Origin of the sequence: Pseudomonas sp. NY15364, assembly GCF_048068235.1 — a bacterium.
Lineage (GTDB): Bacteria > Pseudomonadota > Gammaproteobacteria > Pseudomonadales > Pseudomonadaceae > Aquipseudomonas > Aquipseudomonas mendocina_D.
Map to the genome: position 1 here is coordinate 140,459 of NZ_JBLUPX010000007.1, position 16,710 is coordinate 157,168.

General features: G+C 60.9%; 11 protein-coding genes and 7 tRNA genes. 13 read left to right on the top strand and 5 right to left on the bottom strand.

Translation table 11 applies throughout. The features are described 5' to 3' along the window. Position 1: 1 nt before the first annotated feature. From ACNFCJ_RS08660 to ACNFCJ_RS08675, 4 genes are all read left to right on the top strand, one after another. Complete coding sequence (locus ACNFCJ_RS08660; protein WP_416770840.1) at positions 2-937, top strand: UDP-glucose 4-epimerase family protein; 936 nt, start codon at positions 2-4, stop codon at positions 935-937. 22 nt (positions 938-959) lie between these two features. Then, positions 960-1,511 (top strand): sugar transferase, encoded by a 552-nt coding sequence (locus tag ACNFCJ_RS08665; protein WP_416770841.1) that lies wholly within the window; start codon positions 960-962, stop codon positions 1,509-1,511. Positions 1,512-1,607: 96 nt separating this feature from the next. Beyond that, a complete protein-coding gene (locus tag ACNFCJ_RS08670) occupies positions 1,608-3,593 on the top strand; it encodes a polysaccharide biosynthesis protein (protein WP_416770882.1) in 1,986 nt (661 codons plus the stop codon). A gap of 94 nt (positions 3,594-3,687) precedes the next feature. Further along, on the top strand, positions 3,688-4,011 hold the full coding sequence (locus ACNFCJ_RS08675) for a ComEA family DNA-binding protein (protein WP_416770843.1): 324 nt from the start codon (positions 3,688-3,690) through the stop codon (positions 4,009-4,011). Between the two features lie 418 nt (positions 4,012-4,429). On the opposite strand, the gene ACNFCJ_RS08680 is transcribed toward ACNFCJ_RS08675, so the two are convergent. Continuing rightward, positions 4,430-4,505: transfer RNA gene (locus tag ACNFCJ_RS08680), tRNA-Asn, on the bottom strand. Positions 4,506-4,859: 354 nt separating this feature from the next. Next, positions 4,860-6,056, bottom strand: coding sequence for an amino acid aminotransferase (locus tag ACNFCJ_RS08685; protein WP_416770844.1), 1,197 nt, complete (start codon positions 6,054-6,056; stop codon positions 4,860-4,862). 245 nt (positions 6,057-6,301) lie between these two features. Between ACNFCJ_RS08685 and uvrB the strand changes: the two genes are divergently transcribed. Further along, positions 6,302-8,317, top strand: a complete 2,016-nt coding sequence (gene uvrB, locus ACNFCJ_RS08690) for an excinuclease ABC subunit UvrB (protein ID WP_416770845.1) — start codon at positions 6,302-6,304, stop codon at positions 8,315-8,317. 220 nt (positions 8,318-8,537) lie between these two features. On the opposite strand, the gene ACNFCJ_RS08695 is transcribed toward uvrB, so the two are convergent. Together ACNFCJ_RS08695 and ACNFCJ_RS08700 are read right to left on the bottom strand one after the other, a co-directional pair. Beyond that, on the bottom strand, positions 8,538-10,031 hold the full coding sequence (locus tag ACNFCJ_RS08695; protein ID WP_416770884.1) for an MDR family MFS transporter: 1,494 nt from the start codon (positions 10,029-10,031) through the stop codon (positions 8,538-8,540). Positions 10,032-10,080: 49 nt separating this feature from the next. Then, positions 10,081-11,130 (bottom strand): HlyD family secretion protein, encoded by a 1,050-nt coding sequence (locus ACNFCJ_RS08700; RefSeq protein ID WP_416770847.1) that lies wholly within the window; start codon positions 11,128-11,130, stop codon positions 10,081-10,083. 107 nt (positions 11,131-11,237) lie between these two features. On the opposite strand from ACNFCJ_RS08700, the gene ACNFCJ_RS08705 reads away from it, so the two are divergent. From ACNFCJ_RS08705 to ACNFCJ_RS08740, 8 genes are all read left to right on the top strand, one after another. Beyond that, the gene (locus ACNFCJ_RS08705) at positions 11,238-12,158 is read left to right on the top strand and encodes a LysR family transcriptional regulator (protein WP_416770848.1); all 921 of its coding nucleotides are present in this window, start codon (positions 11,238-11,240) and stop codon (positions 12,156-12,158) included. Between the two features lie 33 nt (positions 12,159-12,191). Beyond that, a complete protein-coding gene (gltX, locus tag ACNFCJ_RS08710; protein ID WP_416770850.1) occupies positions 12,192-13,673 on the top strand; it encodes a glutamate--tRNA ligase in 1,482 nt (493 codons plus the stop codon). A gap of 201 nt (positions 13,674-13,874) precedes the next feature. Beyond that, positions 13,875-13,950: transfer RNA gene (locus ACNFCJ_RS08715), tRNA-Ala, on the top strand. 60 nt (positions 13,951-14,010) lie between these two features. Further along, positions 14,011-14,086: transfer RNA gene (locus tag ACNFCJ_RS08720), tRNA-Glu, on the top strand. 49 nt (positions 14,087-14,135) lie between these two features. Further along, positions 14,136-14,211: transfer RNA gene (locus ACNFCJ_RS08725), tRNA-Ala, on the top strand. Between the two features lie 48 nt (positions 14,212-14,259). Continuing rightward, positions 14,260-14,335: transfer RNA gene (locus ACNFCJ_RS08730), tRNA-Glu, on the top strand. Between the two features lie 49 nt (positions 14,336-14,384). Continuing rightward, positions 14,385-14,460, top strand: a tRNA-Ala gene (locus ACNFCJ_RS08735). Positions 14,461-14,506: 46 nt separating this feature from the next. Next, positions 14,507-14,576 (top strand) — tRNA-Glu (locus ACNFCJ_RS08740). Positions 14,577-14,740: 164 nt separating this feature from the next. Here the strand turns inward: ACNFCJ_RS08740 and ACNFCJ_RS08745 are convergent. Beyond that, the gene (locus ACNFCJ_RS08745; RefSeq protein ID WP_416770851.1) at positions 14,741-16,603 is read right to left on the bottom strand and encodes a diguanylate cyclase; all 1,863 of its coding nucleotides are present in this window, start codon (positions 16,601-16,603) and stop codon (positions 14,741-14,743) included. Positions 16,604-16,710: the final 107 nt, after the last annotated feature.

The following is a 16,710-nucleotide window of genomic DNA, read 5'->3' on the forward strand; positions in this document are numbered from 1 at the left end:
TATGCGAGTTTTGCTGACTGGGGCCACCGGTTTCGTTGGTGGTGCTTTGTTGCGTTATCTATCTACTGCAGGTGCGTGTGTGGTGGCCGCTGTGCGTTCAAGCGGAACTAGGAGGTTTTCTGAGCATGTATTTGAGGTGGGAGATATAAGTGCAGACACGCAGTGGGCCTCCGCTCTAGAGGGTACTACCGTAGTAGTACATACCGCTGCTCGAGCCCATATTTCTCAGGAGGTAAGTAGTAACCCGCTGACTGAGTATCGGGGTGTCAACGTGGAGGGTACGTTGAATCTTGCCCGGCAAGCCGCGATAGCCGGGGTGAAACGTTTCGTTTTCATCAGCTCTATCGGCGTTAACGGGAATATCAATGTTCGCCCGTTTAGTGCCCTTGATGTCCCGCACCCCGTGGAGCCCTATGCCCAGTCCAAATGGGAGGCTGAGCAGGGGCTTTGGCGCATCCAGCAAGAGACAGGGATGGAGCTGGTGGTCATTCGTCCTCCCTTGGTATATGGCCCCGGGGCTCCGGGTAACTTTGGGAGTCTGGTTCGCTGGGTTGGTAAAGGGATTCCACTACCCCTCGGAGCTATCCACAATCGTCGTTCGCTGGTTGGCATCGACAATCTTGTCGATTTGATCGTTCGCTGCATCGATCATCCCGCTGCTGCCAACCAAGTCTTTCTGGCGGGTGATGGTCGCGATCTATCGACTACAGAGCTGTTACGTTTAGTGGGAGATGCAATGGGGCGGCCTGCACGTTTGATTCCTCTGCCTGCTGGCGTTCTTAAGCTTAGCGCGGCACTGTTGGGGCGGAAGGCTATGGCGCAGCGCTTGCTGGGGTCTTTGCAGGTAGATATCTCGCAGACATGCGAGACACTGGATTGGCAGCCACCTTTCACGGTTGAAGAGGGGTTAAGGCGTTGTTTCCTGTCTTCGGATTGACTGGCTTTCAGAGGTTGGGTCTGTGATACGTGTTTTTGATGTTGCTCTGTCCTTACTGGGGTTGCTCTTCGGCTTTCCGGTATTGGTTTTGATCTATGTTCTTGGCTTATTGGATACAGGCGCGCCTCTGTTTCGTCAGACGCGTGTGGGGCGTGGTAAGCGGCCGTTTACGTTAGTCAAGTTTCGAACGATGGCGGTTGATACTGCATCTGTGGCGAGCCACTTGGCCTCCAGCGCCTCGATCACGCGCTTGGGCGCTTTTCTGCGCAAGACCAAGCTAGACGAGCTACCGCAGTTATGGAATGTGCTCAGGGGGGAAATGAGTCTGGTTGGGCCTCGGCCTAATCTGTTCAATCAGGAAGAGCTGATCGCCGAGCGAGAATTACGCGCTGTGTATGATGTTCGCCCAGGCATTACGGGGTTGGCCCAAGTGCAGGGGATCGATATGTCTACGCCGGCTTTGCTTGCCGAAACTGACCAGCAGATGATCCGTTCGATGTCGATCTCTCTCTATTTCAGTCTGATTCTGCAAACAGCCTTGGGAAAAGGTGCTGGCGACCGAGTGGTGCATTGAGTCTGGCGTGTCTGTTGCAGCAGGAGGGGTGATGTTTGACGTGTCTGGAGCAGGTAGCTCCATTTGAATGGTAACGAGGCAGTCAGAGAGATGAAGATGAACGGTTTGCGTCAGTTTCTGGTGAATTTGCCCAGGCGTCAGAAGCGTTTGTTGCAGTTATTGGCTGATACCATCCTCGTCTGGGTTGCGCTTTGGCTGTCGTTTGCCGTTCGTTTGGGGGAAATCGATGCGGCCAAGCCCTTTTCTGGGCATGGCTGGTTGTTCATTGTCGCCCCGATGATTGCTCTGCCTATTTTCATCCGGTTGGGCATGTATCGGGCTGTGATGCGTTATGTGGGCAGTGATGCGCTCATTACCATCGCAAAAGCTGTATCTCTCTCGGCGCTGGTGTTGGCGCTTGCCGTTTACTGGTACAGGGGCCCTACGGCCGTTGTACCGCGCTCTATGGTGTTCAATTACTGGTGGCTCAGTCTGTTGCTATTGGGCGGTCTGCGCCTTGGGATGCGCCAATTCTTCACTGGTGATTGGCTTGAGCCTGTTGCCCGACAACGTGACGCTATAGCAGGCACATCCCGGGTTGCTATTTATGGCGCGGGAACGGCTGGTAATCAGTTGGTTGCGGCTTTGCGTTTAGGGCGTGCGATGCGGGCGGTAGCATTTGTGGACGACGACGCTGGAGTCGCCAATCGTGTTATTGCCGGATTGCGAGTTTATACACCCAAGCATATTCAGCAGATGATCGACGAGACGGGGGCCGACGAGATTCTGCTTGCGATGCCGTCCATTTCTCGAGCGCGACGGCGCGAGATCCTCGATGCGTTAGAGCCTTATGCATTGCATGTTCGCAGCGTGCCAGGGTTCACCGACCTGGCCAGTGGAAGGGTGAAGGTCGAGGATATTCAGGAGGTCGACATAGCCGATCTTCTCGGGCGTGATGCTGTTCCGCCTCAGCAAGATTTGTTCGAACGCTGTATCAAGAGTCAGGTGGTTCTGGTGACCGGCGCTGGCGGCTCCATCGGTTCGGAGCTGTGTCGGCAGATTCTCGCTAGTGGCGCGCGAACCTTGCTGCTTTTCGAGCACAGCGAATTCAATCTCTACAGCATCCATGGCGAATTGCAGCAGCGTATCGAGCGGGAGTCGCTGCCGATCAAACTGGTGCCGATTCTCGGGTCTATCCGTAACTTCGAGCGGTTGTTCGACATTCTGCAGACCTGGCGCGTCAACACTGTCTATCACGCCGCCGCTTACAAGCATGTGCCGATGGTCGAGCATAACGTTGCCGAGGGTGTGCTCAATAACCTAGTCGGTACGCTCAATGCCGCGCAGGCTTCGATCAAGGCGGGTGTTGCTAATTTTGTGCTGATCTCAACTGACAAGGCGGTACGACCCACCAATGTCATGGGCAGCACTAAGCGCCTGGCTGAGATGGTGCTGCAGGCGCTGAGTCGTGAGTCTGCGCCGTTGCTGTTCGGTGATGACTCAGGTGTTCATCACGTCAACAAGACCCGTTTCACCATGGTGCGTTTTGGCAATGTGCTGGGTTCTTCCGGGTCGGTTATTCCGTTGTTTAGGGAGCAGATCAAGCAGGGTGGGCCGGTGACGGTGACGCATCCGAACATCACCCGCTATTTCATGACAATCCCCGAGGCGGCGCAGCTCGTCATTCAGGCCGGTTCGTTGGGGCAGGGCGGTGATGTGTTCGTGCTGGATATGGGCGAGCCCGTGAAGATCGCCGATCTTGCCGAAAAGATGATCCGTCTGTCCGGTCTTACTGTGCGCGATGAGCGCACTCCGCATGGCGATATCGGTATTGAGTTCACCGGGTTGCGGCCGGGTGAGAAGCTCTATGAGGAGCTGCTGATCGGCGAGGATGTGAAGCCTACGGAGCATCCGATGATCATGCGCGCGGAAGAGGACATGTTGCCCTGGGACGAGCTCAAGGGTCGCTTACAGACGCTACTGGTTGCGGTCAGTGAGGATGATTACGCTCGCGTGCGAGTGCTGTTGCGCGAAACGGTGCATGGTTATGTGCCGGAAGGTGAGATCGTCGACTGGATTCATCTCAGAAACCGGGAGCGTTGAGGCTGTGGTTTGACAGCTGGAAGATAGCGTCTAGGTTGACTCTAGTGGGGTTTGAAACCTCACTGGGATCTACTTACGACAAAGGAATGCAATCATGCAAAAACTCGGTCTATCTTCCCTTCTGTTCGCTGTTTTCGCTTCCTTCTCTCTGGCTGCCGCTGCAGCTGAAACCCCAAAAACCGAAAGCGCCAAACCGGCTGCTGTGCAGGTGGCGCAGGTTGCCGTGGTCAATCTGAATACCGCCGATGCTGCAACGCTGCAGAGTGAGTTGGTGGGGATTGGTGCGACCAAGGCGCAGGCGATTGTGGCTTACCGGGAGGAGCACGGTAATTTCGCCTCGGTCGACGAGTTGTTGGAGGTGAAAGGTATCGGCGAGGCGACGCTGGAGAAGAACCGCGACAAGCTGAGTGTTAATTGACGCCTGGCGGCGTTGTTGTCTGGGCCGGTCTTTTGACCGGCCTTTTCGTTTTTGTAGGGCGAGGGTGCTGGACTACGCGATTTGCGTTTTTGTAGGAGCCCCGCCTCGGGGCGAAGCTCTCGGCGTTGCGGTGTTCTTTCGATTCGCCGCGGAGCGCGGCTCCTACAGGTGCAGCGGGTTCCTTCAGGGAGATGAATAACCTGAGACTTAGTTCCTGGTGAGAGTCTGCCGAAAACGAAAAAGCCCCGGCATGAGCCGAGGCTTTAAATTTGGCTCCGCGACCTGGACTCGACAGCGAAGCTGAACGCGCTTCAGCGCGGCCCCGGAGGGGTGAGCGCAGCGAATAACCTGGGACATGGTCCCTGGTGAGAGTCCGCTGAAAACGAAAAAGCCCCGGTATGAACCGAGGCTTTAAATTTGGCTCCGCGACCTGGACTCGAACCAGGGACCCAATGATTAACAGTCATTTGCTCTACCGACTGAGCTATCGCGGAACAACGGCGCGTATGTTACTGATTAAAAAAGAGAAGTCAACTCTTTGCCATGATATCTACGTGGTTAGAATTCGGGGTGTTCAGCGATGGTGTCGCAGGAGGGGCTTTAGCCGCGATGGCTGTCAGTCCGCAACAGATCGTGGCTGAGGCAGAATGTCTCCCAGTCGTTCCAAGGCCAGCGGTGCCTGGGTATTGGTGTAGGAGCCCCGCCCCGGGGCGAAGCTTTGGCTTTTGCGGTGCTCTGTCGAACGATTCGCGGCTGAAGCGGAATGCCGCCCAGCCGCTCCTACAGTGACTTTTGGCGCATACAAAAACGCCGGCTCATGGGCCGGCGTTTTTGTTTATTGCAGAGGCTTACAGTACGGCGTGGATCGCGCGGGTGACGCTGCCCAGGTTGCCGTTGTTCAGCGCGGCGACGCAGATGCGGCCGGTGCCGACGGCGTAGATGCCGAACTCTTCCTTCAGGCGTTCCACTTGCTCCACGGTAAGGCCGGAGTAGGAGAACATGCCGCGTTGCTCGGCGACGAAGCCGAAGTCGCGCTTGGCACCCAGGGCTGCCAGTTGTTCGACCATGGCCAAGCGCATGCTGCGGATGCGGTCGCGCATTTCGCCCAGTTCGGCTTCCCACATGGCGCGCAGTTCGGGGCTGTTGAGTACGCTGGCGACTACGGTGGCGCCGTGGGTCGGCGGGTTGGAGTAGTTGGTGCGGATCACGCGTTTGAGCTGCGACAGGACGCGAGTCGACTCTTCACGGCTGCTGGTGACCAGTGACAGGGCGCCGACGCGCTCGCCGTACAGCGAGAACGATTTGGAGAAGGAGCTGGAAACGAAGAATTCCAGGCCCGACTCGGCGAACAGGCGCACGGCTTCGGCGTCCTGATCGATGCCGTCACCGAAGCCCTGGTAGGCGATGTCGAGGAAAGGTACGTGCTCGCGCTCGCGCAGTACTTCCAGCACGGCTTTCCAGTCTTCCAGTTGCAGGTCGACGCCGGTTGGGTTGTGGCAGCAGGCGTGCAGCACGACGATGGAACGAGCCGGCAGGTTGCGCAGGTCTTCGAGCATGCCGCCGCGGTTCACGCCGTTGCTGAACGGGTCGTAGTAGCGGTAGTTCTGCACCGGGAAACCGGCGGATTCGAACAGGGCGCGGTGGTTTTCCCAGCTCGGGTCGCTGATGGCGACGGTGGCGTCCGGCAGCAGGCGCTTGAGGAAGTCGGCGCCGATCTTCAGTGCGCCGGTACCGCCCAGGGCTTGCGTGGTGATCACACGGCCGGCTTCGATCAGCGCAGCGCCTTTGCCGAACAGCAGTTCCTGCACGGCCTTGTCGTAGGCGGCGATGCCTTCGATCGGCAGGTAGCCGCGCGGAGCATGCGCCTCGATACGCGCTTTTTCGGCTTCTGCGACAGCGCGCAGCAGCGGAATTCGCCCCTCCTCGTTGTAGTAGACGCCCACGCCAAGGTTGACCTTGGTGGTGCGGGTGTCCGCGTTGAATGCTTCGTTGAGGCCCAGGATGGGATCGCGCGGAGCCATTTCGACGGCAGAGAAGAGACTCATGATGGGTGCGACAACTCGAGTGAGGGGTGGGTGGCCAGGCGTCCCCGACAAAAGCGCTAGGGGGCGCGTAAACGGGGCGTTAGTATAACGACCCTGAATCCAGGGGGCGACAGCGCAAAGCCCTGAATTAAGGCCTTTTGCCAGGTAATTCGACTCTACCTGGCCCTATCGCCGAATCGCCCCGCAATTCATGGCGTTTGACGCGGTCCGACAGGATGCGTCACAGCCATTTGTCGAGGTACTGCATGTCTGAGTTTCAGTTGGTGACCCGCTTCAAACCTGCCGGCGATCAGCCTGAGGCGATCCGGCAGATGGTCGAGGGGCTGGAGGCCGGCCTTTCGCACCAGACCCTGCTGGGTGTGACCGGCTCGGGCAAGACCTTCTCCATCGCCAACGTGATCGCTCAGGTGCAGCGTCCGACCCTGGTCCTGGCACCGAACAAGACCCTGGCGGCGCAGCTCTATGGCGAGTTCAAGGCGTTCTTCCCGAACAACGCGGTGGAGTACTTCGTCTCCTACTACGACTACTACCAGCCGGAAGCCTATGTGCCGTCGTCGGACACCTTCATCGAGAAGGACGCCTCGATCAACGACCACATCGAGCAGATGCGCCTGTCGGCGACCAAGGCGCTGATCGAGCGGCCGGACGTGATCGTGGTCTGCACCGTGTCCTCGATTTACGGCCTGGGCAGCCCCGAGGAGTACCTGAAAATGGTGCTGCACCTCGACCGTGGCGACAAGATGGACCAGCGCGCGCTGCTGCGCCGCTTGGCCGAGCTGCAATACACGCGCAACGACATGGACTTCGCCCGTGCCACTTTCCGCGTGCGCGGTGATGTGATCGATATATTCCCGGCGGAATCGGATCTGGAAGCCATTCGTGTCGAGTTGTTCGATGACGAGGTGGAGAGTATCAGTGCCTTCGACCCGCTGACCGGCGAGGTGATCCAGAAGCTGCCGCGCTTCACCTTCTATCCCAAAAGCCACTACGTCACGCCGCGTGAAACCTTGCTGGAGGCGGTTGAGCAGATCAAGGTCGAGTTGCAGCAGCGCCTGGAGTACCTGCGCGGGGCGAACAAGCTGGTGGAGGCGCAGCGCCTGGAGCAGCGCACGCGCTTCGACCTGGAGATGATCCTCGAGCTGGGCTACTGCAACGGCATCGAGAACTACTCGCGCTACCTGTCGGGCCGCCCGTCCGGCGCGCCGCCACCCACTCTCTATGACTACCTGCCGGACGAAGCGCTGCTGGTGATCGACGAGTCCCACGTTTCGGTGCCGCAGGTCGGCGCCATGTACAAGGGCGACCGCTCGCGCAAGGAAACCCTGGTGGAATACGGCTTCCGCCTGCCTTCTGCGCTGGATAACCGACCGATGCGTTTCGAGGAGTGGGAGGCGGCCAGCCCGCAGACCATTTTCGTTTCCGCCACGCCCGGCCCTTACGAGGCCGAGCACGCCGGTCGGGTGATCGAGCAGGTGGTAAGACCTACCGGCCTGGTCGATCCTGAAGTGGAGGTGCGCCCGGCGCGCACCCAGGTCGACGATCTGCTCTCGGAAATTCGTCTACGGGTGGCGGCTGGGGATCGTGTGCTGGTTACCACGCTGACCAAGCGCATGGCCGAGGACTTGACCGACTATCTGGGCGATCATGACGTCAAGGTGCGTTACCTGCACTCGGACATCGACACCGTGGAGCGGGTGGAGATCATCCGCGATCTGCGCCTTGGCGCTTTCGATGTTCTGGTGGGCATCAACCTGCTGCGCGAGGGCCTGGATATGCCCGAGGTGTCGCTGGTGGCGATCCTCGATGCGGACAAGGAGGGTTTCCTGCGTAGCGAGCGCTCGCTGATCCAGACCATTGGCCGTGCGGCGCGCAATCTCAATGGCAAGGCGATTCTCTACGCTGACAACATGACCGGCTCGATGCAGCGCGCCATTGGTGAGACCGAGCGGCGCCGCGAGAAGCAAATCGCCTTCAACGAAGCCAACGGCATCGTGCCCAAGGGGGTGCAGAAGGACGTCAAGGACATCCTCGAAGGTGCGGTGGTGCCGGGGGCGCGCAGCAACAAGCGCAAAGGTATGGCCAAGGCCGCGGAGGAGAGTGCTCGCTACGAGAACGAGCTGCGCTCGCCAAGCGAGATCACCAAGCGCATTCGCCAGTTGGAAGAGAAGATGTATGCCCTGGCGCGCGACCTGGAGTTCGAGGCTGCGGCGCAGTTGCGTGACGAGATTCAGAAGCTGCGCGATCGGTTGCTGCAGGTTTGATGCATCAGTGAGTGTGGTGAGGCGCTTTCGACTCTGGCATCCCGCTTCGTTCTACCTCCTGCATCCATGCAGTTGTAGCGGCGACGGTCGCGGCTGAAGCCCCTCCCACAGGTCTGGCGGTATCTATGGAGTCTGTGTTGGAGCCTCGCCCCGGGGCGAAGCGGTTGGCTTCGCGGTGTTCTTGCGATTCGCCGCGGGGCGCGGCTCCTACGGAGCAGGGTCAGTGCGCCGCGCCGCCACCCGCCATGTTCTGCGGCAGCTTTCGTGTCAGCAGGATCGCCAGCATGCTCACACCCAGGGCGATGCCGATGAAATGGAATGCGTCGTTGTAGGCCATGATGATCGCTTGCTCGTGGACGATCTGGCTTAGCTTGGCCAGTGCAGCCTGTTCGCTACCCAGGGTTTGCGTCAGCAGGTGCAGGCGCACCTCCACCTGTGGATTGGTCGGCACGATGGATTCGCGCAGGTAGTCGAAATAGACCTTGGCGCGCGCATCCAGCAGGGTGGCGAGCAGGGCGATGCCGATGGCACCGCCGAGGTTTCGCAGGATGTTGAACAGGCTGGAGGCCGAGCCGGCATCCTGCGGCAGGATGTAGGCGGTGGCGATCAGCGACACCGTGACCATCACCAGCGGTTGGCCCAGAGCACGGATGATCTGGATGTGCTGGAACTGCTCGCCGGCGAAGTCCGGGTTGAGCACGCCGGAGAAGAAGCTCGCCGCGCCGAACAGGGCAAAGCCCAGGGCGCACAGCCATTTCGGCGAGATGATCTTCATCAGCTTGGGTACCAGCGGGATCAGGAACAGCTGCGGCACGCCCATCCACATGATCACTTCGCCGATCTGCATGGCGTTGTAGCCCTGGATCTGCGCCAGATACAGCGGCAACACGTAGATCGAACCGTACAGCCCGACGCCGAGGCCCAGGCTGGAAATGCTGGCCAGGCCGAAGTTGCGTTCGCGCAGCACGCCCAGGTTGATCAGTGGATTGGGGCGGGATATCTGCAGGATGACGAACAGGATCAGGCTCACCAGGGCCACGCTGCCCAGGCCGACGATCAGCTGAGATTCCAGCCAGTCCTTGCGGTGGCCTTCTTCGAGAAATACCTGCAGGCAGCCCAGGCCCATGCCCAGGGTGACGATGCCGGCGTAGTCGGTGGTCTTCAGCAGCTCCCAGTGTGGCGCCTTTTTCTCCAGGCCATAGAGCAGGCTGGCGATCATGATCAGGCCGGGCGGCACATTGATGTAGAAGATGTACTCCCAGCCCCAGTTCTCGGTCAGCCAGCCACCCAGCGTCGGGCCGATGGAGGGGGCGAAGGTGGCCGTGATGGCGAACAGGGCCATGCCCTTGGCGCGGTGGTGCTCGGGCAGCTTGATCAGCGTCATGGTGAACGCCAGCGGGATCAGCGCGCCGCCGGTAAAACCCTGCAGGGCGCGGAACACGATCATGCTTTCCAGGCTCCAGGCCAGGGAGCACAGCAGCGAGGCGATCAGAAAGCCCACCGACACCCACACCGCCAGGCGCCGCGCCGAGAGCAACTGCACCAGCCAGGCGGTCAGCGGGATCATGATGATCTCGGCCACCAGGTAGGAGGTGGAAATCCACGAACCTTCCTCCAGGGTGGCGGACAGTGCGCCCTGAATATCCTTCAACGAGGAGTTGGTGATCTGAATATCCAACACCGCCATGAAGGCGCCGAGCATCGCACTCATCACCGCAATCCAGTCGCGGCGGCTGGGCTCAGCCGTGGGGCGGATCAGCGCATCACCCGCCATGGCTTTCGTCGCTGCGCAGATCCACTGTGACCTCCACCGACATGCCGGGGCGGATCAGTCCATGCAGCGGGTTGTCGGCGGCGAAGGTCAGCTTGACCGGGATGCGTTGCACCACTTTGGTGAAGTTGCCGGTGGCGTTGTCTGGCGGCAGCAGGCTGAATTGCGCGCCGGAGGCGGCGAACAGGCTGTCGATGCGGCCTTCGATGGGGGTGTCGGGATAGCTGTCGAACAGCAGTTCGGCTTTCTGCCCAGGGTGCATCTGGCCGATCTGGGTTTCCTTGAAGTTGGCCTGGATCCAGATGTCCTGATCCGGTACCAGCGATAGCAGGTAGGCGCCGCTTTGCACCACCTGGCCTTCACGGGCCGAGCGCTGGCCGACCATGCCGCTGATCGGTGCATGGATCTGCGTACGCGAGAGGTTGAGGTCGGCCTGTTCCAGGTCGGCCTGCGCCGAGAGAATCAGCGCGTCCAGGCGTTTGAGCTCGGCTTCCAGGCTGGCGACCTGCTGACGCTGAGCCTGCAGATCGGCCTGGGCCTTGGCCACTTGCGAGCGGGCCACGCGGTTGTCGGCGGCCAGGGTGGTGACGCGTTCTTCGGAGACGTAACCCGGCTTGCGCAGGGTCTGCGCGCGGCCGAGATCGAGCTTGGAGCGATCAAGGGTCGCCTGGCTGGCGGCGACGTCGGCCTGGCTGGCGGCAATCAGGCTGGCCTGCTGGTCGAGCTTGCTCTGCGCCTGGGCGCGCTCGGCCTGGTGAGTTTCCAGGGCGGCGAGGGCGCGCTGGCGAGCGAGGCGGAAGTCGGCGTCTTCCAGTACCGCTAGAAGTTGGCCGGCCTCCACGCGTTGATTGTCACGCACCAGGACCTTTTCGATGCGTGCATTCAACTGGCTGGAGACGCGGGTGATCTCGCCCTGCACGTAAGCGTTGTCCGTGCTCTCGTGGTAGCGACCGATCAGCAGCCACTGGGCGAGCAGGGCACCGGCGATCAACACCAGCAGGATCACGAATACGAGAAGGCGACGTTGCAGTTTGGCGGGCATGCTTGAGGCTCGGGGTGCGTCGGAGAAATGTAAGTAAATTTAACAGCGTTCCCTTTTCGCTAGTAGACTCTCGGCTTGGCATGCTTTGTTGCGTATGAGGAACAATCATGGGGCTGGATGACGCACTGATCTTTACCCGAGTGGTGGAATGCCACAGTTTCACCCAGGCCGCGACCAGCCTGGGTATGCAGAAGTCGACGGTGAGTCGGCGTATCGCGTTGCTCGAAGAGCGCCTTGGTGTGCGTCTGCTCAACCGCACCACGCGCAAGTTGCGCCTGACCGAGGTGGGGCAGGCCTATTACGAGCGTTGCCGGCAGATCATGCTCGACTTCGCCGAGGCCGAGCAGGCGGTGATGCAGCTGCAGCGCGAACCCTCCGGATTGTTACGCATCACTTCACCGATAGAATTTGGCCAGTTGTTTCTCGGGCGAGTACTGGGCGAGTTCATGCGTCAGTACCCGCAGATCGACGCCGAGGTGGAACTGACCTCGCGATCCGTGGACCCGCTGGAGGAGGGCGTGGACATCGCCATCCAGGTCGGCCAGCCGCAGGATTCCACGCTGATCGCGCGCAAGTTGTTCGAAAGTGGCCGGCGCCTGTGCGCCAGTCCCGCTTACCTGGCGGCGCACGGGACGCCGCGCAGCGTTGCCGGGCTGGAGGGGCATCGGGCGATCCTCCTGCAGCATGACGCCCCGCGTTACTGGCCGCTGTTGGGCGAACATCTGCCGTGCCAGCGGGTGATGACCTGCAACAACATCACCTTCGCCCGTGAGGCGACGCTGGCAGGTGCCGGGATTTGCGGGTTGCCGGTGATGATCAGCGAGGAGGCGGTGCGCAGCGGGCGCCTGGTCGAGCTGCTGCCCGAGGCGCGGCTGCCGGTGGGCGAGGTCTATGCCATCTATCCATCGCGGCGCTTTCAGGCAATGAAGGTCAAGACCTTCCTCGACTTTCTCATCGCCAGCTTGCCCATCACCCGGGGCGGCCTGCTGGAGCCGGGGGCCGCCGGCCTGCTAACATCGTCCGCTTGATTCAATCCTCGTGTCTTCCTTCCGAGAGCATTCATGACCACCGTCCGTACCCGTATCGCGCCATCGCCAACTGGCGACCCCCATGTCGGCACCGCCTATATCGCGCTGTTCAACCTGTGCTTCGCTCGTCAGCACGGTGGCCAGTTCATCCTGCGTATCGAGGACACCGACCAGGTTCGTTCCACGCGTGAGTCCGAGCAGCAGATTTTCGATGCGCTGCGCTGGCTGGGTATCGAATGGGACGAGGGCCCGGACGTTGGCGGCCCGCACGGCCCGTACCGTCAGAGCGAGCGTGGCGAGATCTACAAGAAGTACTCCGATGAGCTGGTCGGCAAGGGCCATGCCTTCCCGTGCTTTTGCTCCGCCGAGCGCCTCGATGAAGTGCGCGCGCAGCAGATGGCCAACAAGGAAACCCCGCGTTACGACGGCCACTGCATGCACCTGGAGCCGGCCGAGGCGCAACGTCGCATCGCCGCGGGCGAATCGCACGTGGTGCGCATGAAGGTGCCCAGCGAGGGTGTCTGCACTGTGCCGGACATGCTGCGTGGCGATGTCGAGATCCCATGGGATCGCATGGACATGCAGGTGCTGATGAAGGCCGATGGCCTGCCGACCTACTTCCTGGCCAATGTGGTCGATGACCACCTGATGGGCATCACTCACGTGCTGCGTGGCGAGGAATGGCTGCCGTCGGCGCCCAAGCTGATCAAGTTGTACGAGTACTTCGGCTGGGAACAGCCGGCGCTGTGCTATATGCCGCTGCTGCGCAATCCGGACAAGAGCAAGCTGTCCAAGCGCAAGAACCCCACCAGCATCACCTTCTACGAGCGCATGGGCTATCTGCCGCAGGCCATGCTCAACTACCTGGGACGCATGGGCTGGTCGATGCCGGACGAGCGCGAGAAGTTCTCCCTGGCCGAGATGATCGAGCACTTCGACATCAACCGCGTGTCGCTGGGCGGGCCGATCTTCGATCTGGAGAAGCTGTCCTGGCTCAACGGCCAGTGGCTGCGAGAGCTGCCGGTGGAAACCTTTGCCGCCGAAGTGCAGAAATGGGCGCTCAACCCCGAGTACCTGATGAAGATCGCGCCGCACGTGCAGGGCAGGGTGGAAACCTTCAGCCAGATCGCACCGCTGGCCGGCTTCTTCTTCTCTGGCGCGCTGAACCTGGACACCAAGCTGTTCGAGCACAAGAAGCTGTCGCCCGACCAGGTGCGTCAGCTGATGCAGCTGATCCTGTGGAAGCTCGAGTCGCTGCGTCAGTGGGAAAAGGAGCGCATCACCGGCTGCATCCAGGCGGTGGTCGAGCATCTGGAGTTGAAGCTGCGTGATGCCATGCCGCTGATGTTCGCCGCCATCACCGGCCAGGCCAGCTCGGTATCGGTGCTCGATGCGATGGAGATCCTCGGCCCGGACCTGACTCGCTTCCGCCTGCGCCAGGCGCTGGAGCTGCTAGGCGGCACCTCGAAGAAAGAGGCCAAGGAGTGGGAGAAGCTGCTGGCGAGCATCGGCTAAGTCGAGACGTGCCACCGTGGGAGGGGCTTTAGCCGCGATGATTTGATTTTGTCGCCGCTGAAGCGCCTCCCACGGTTATGGCTAACTTTCCACGAGTGAGGCTCTAAGTAATTGTTCTATTGGCAAAAACTTTGGGCTGGCCGGAAAAATGTTGTTGACAGCCAATCGGGGCGCTCTTAACATGCGCCCCGTCCTCGAGATGGGGCTATAGCTCAGCTGGGAGAGCGCTTGCATGGCATGCAAGAGGTCAACGGTTCGATCCCGTTTAGCTCCACCAATCTCGACTCCTTTGGGAGTGCCAGAATCGATGTGAATCGGTTCGCGATTAGGGTCTTGCGTCCCCTTCGTCTAGTGGCCTAGGACACCGCCCTTTCACGGCGGTAACAGGGGTTCGAGTCCCCTAGGGGACGCCACTTATTCCAGCAGCAGCGTTTAGGCGTTGCAGCCAGACCGCAAGGTTTCGGGGCTATAGCTCAGCTGGGAGAGCGCTTGCATGGCATGCAAGAGGTCAACGGTTCGATCCCGTTTAGCTCCACCAAACACTGACAAGGCCAGCTTAGTGCTGGCCTTGTTCTTCGAAGGTTTTGTCCCCTTCGTCTAGTGGCCTAGGACACCGCCCTTTCACGGCGGTAACAGGGGTTCGAGTCCCCTAGGGGACGCCACTTATTCCAGCAGCAGCGTTTAGGCGTTGCAGCCAGACCGCAAGGTTTCGGGGCTATAGCTCAGCTGGGAGAGCGCTTGCATGGCATGCAAGAGGTCAACGGTTCGATCCCGTTTAGCTCCACCAATCACACACAAGGCCAGCCTAGCGCTGGCCTTGTCGTTCGAAGAACTTCGTCTAGTGGCCTAGGACACCGCCCTTTCACGGCGGTAACAGGGGTTCGAGTCCCCTAGGGGACGCCATTTTTCTTGCCGCATTTGCGGAACCCAGGGGCCACCTCTTCAGAGGTGGCCCCTTTTTGTTTTGTCCCCTTTCTCTGATTCTCGATGTGCGCCTGCCGGCAGGTGGGCATCAGCGTCTGTTGAGTGATCCTGAAGGCTGTGCTCGAACTGGTGGAGCAGGTGCCTCAGGCGTCCTTGAAGGCCATGGCCTCGTAGCTGACCACACGGTTACGGCCGCCCGCCTTGGCGCGGTAAAGGGCGCGGTCTGCCAGTTCCAGCCAATGCTCGCCGCAGTCCGGGTCGCTCGGTACGCCGGCATGCAGGCCGATGCTCAGGCTCAGCGCTATCGATTGTTGTTGGTAGAGGCAGGGATTGAGCGCGAGCTCTTCGCGCAGTTGTTCGGCCAGGTCGAGTGCGCCGGTGAGATCGGTGCTGTCGAGCAAGATGACGAATTCTTCGCCGCCGAAGCGTGCCAGCAAGTCGCTGCTGCGCAGGCGCTGCTGGATGCGCTGGGCTGCATGGCGCAGGCAGGCATCGCCGGCGAGATGGCCGTAGCGGTCATTGACCTGCTTGAAGTGATCCAGATCCAGCATCAGGACTGCCAGTGACTGTCGGCTGCGCAGGGCGCGGGCGCAGGCGCGCGCCAGTTCTTCGCTGAGTGTCTGGCGGTTGAACAGGCCGGTAAGCCCGTCGCGTCGATTCAGTTCGGCCAGGCGCAGGTTGGCGTTGGACAGTTGCTGCAGGGTGTCCTGCAGCGTCGCGGTGCGCTCCTGTACGCGCTGTTCCAGGCTTTCGCTGATCTGCGTTTGCAGTTCCAGGTGCTTGGTCTGTTCGCTGCGCAGGCGGCGCTCCTGGTCTATCAGCTTGGCCTGAGCCTGGCGTTCGGCTTGCTGCACCTGGCGGATGCGCGAGGCCAGGGCGATGGAGAACACCGTCATCTCGATCAGGCCGCCAATCTGCTGGGCATGCAGGGTCAGCAGCGAGTAGGGCAGAAGTCCGGTGCCGGTGAGGATGCTGGCAAGGCTGGCGGCGATCAGCACGAACCAGCCCAGGGCGAACAGGCGCGCGGCTGCGTAACCGCCGCGCCAGCGCAGCAGGGTAATGATGAAGGCGGCCAGTGCGCAGGCGGTCACCAGTACGAAGCTGCCGATCAGGGCGGGTGCGTACAGGCCAAACAACGCCATGCCCAGCACCAACCAGGCGCAGGCTTTGAGCGTATTGGCGACCCAGCGATAAGGCCTGGCGGCCTTGTCCAGATCCAGCACGCCGTAGGTGAATTGAATGCCGAACCATGTCGCCAGGGCGGAGCTGAGCGGGAAACTCAGTTGATGCCAGGCCAGCGCGTTGGGCCACAACCATTGCAGGGCGAAGCCGAGCTGGATGAACTGGTAGAGACTGAAGCTGGCGACGAACAGGCTGTACCAAAGGTAGTTGCGGTCGCGGGTGATGCAGAAAATGCTCAGGCTGTAGATCAGCATTGCCATCAGGGCGCCGAAGAACATGCCCTGCAGTAACAGGCTGCTCTGTTCCTGGTGGTCGAAGGCATCGCGGGTCATCAGGCTGGCGCTGAGGTTGGCCGAGCCGTCGGTTTGCATGCGCAGCCAGATGCGCTGGCGTTCGCCAGACGCTACGTGCAGAGGCAGTACCAGTTGCCGGTGCTCGACCCAGCGCCAGTCGAAGGGGCGCTGGTCGCCGGCGCGGTAGATGCGTTCGCCGTCCAGGCCGTAGGCGTCCAGTTGATCCAGCAGTGGATTGCCGATCAGCAGTACCCAGCCCAGCGGGCGGCTGTGCGGGTTGTGTACGTCCAAGCGTAGCCAGTAGGTGCTGCCGCTGTAGCCGAAGCTGGCATCGCGCCGCTCCACTGCTTGCCAGGCGGAGTCGGGCAGTGCATGCACATCGGTGATGTCGGCACGGCCATCCGGGTCTTCCCAGAAAGCCATGTAAGGCCCGGGCAATGTCTGCGTCTGACCATTCGGCAGCGGCAGGCTTTGCGCCCAGGTCAGTGCTGGTAGCAGCAGAAGCATCAATAGGCGCAGGGTGGCAGTCAATTGCTCGTTCTCGGGCTCTCAGGCGAATGCGCGGCATTATGGCGCGCCATGATGGCACGATGAAAGCTCGGCGCTGCATGGAGAGGCCGTGCGGCGTATCATGCGGC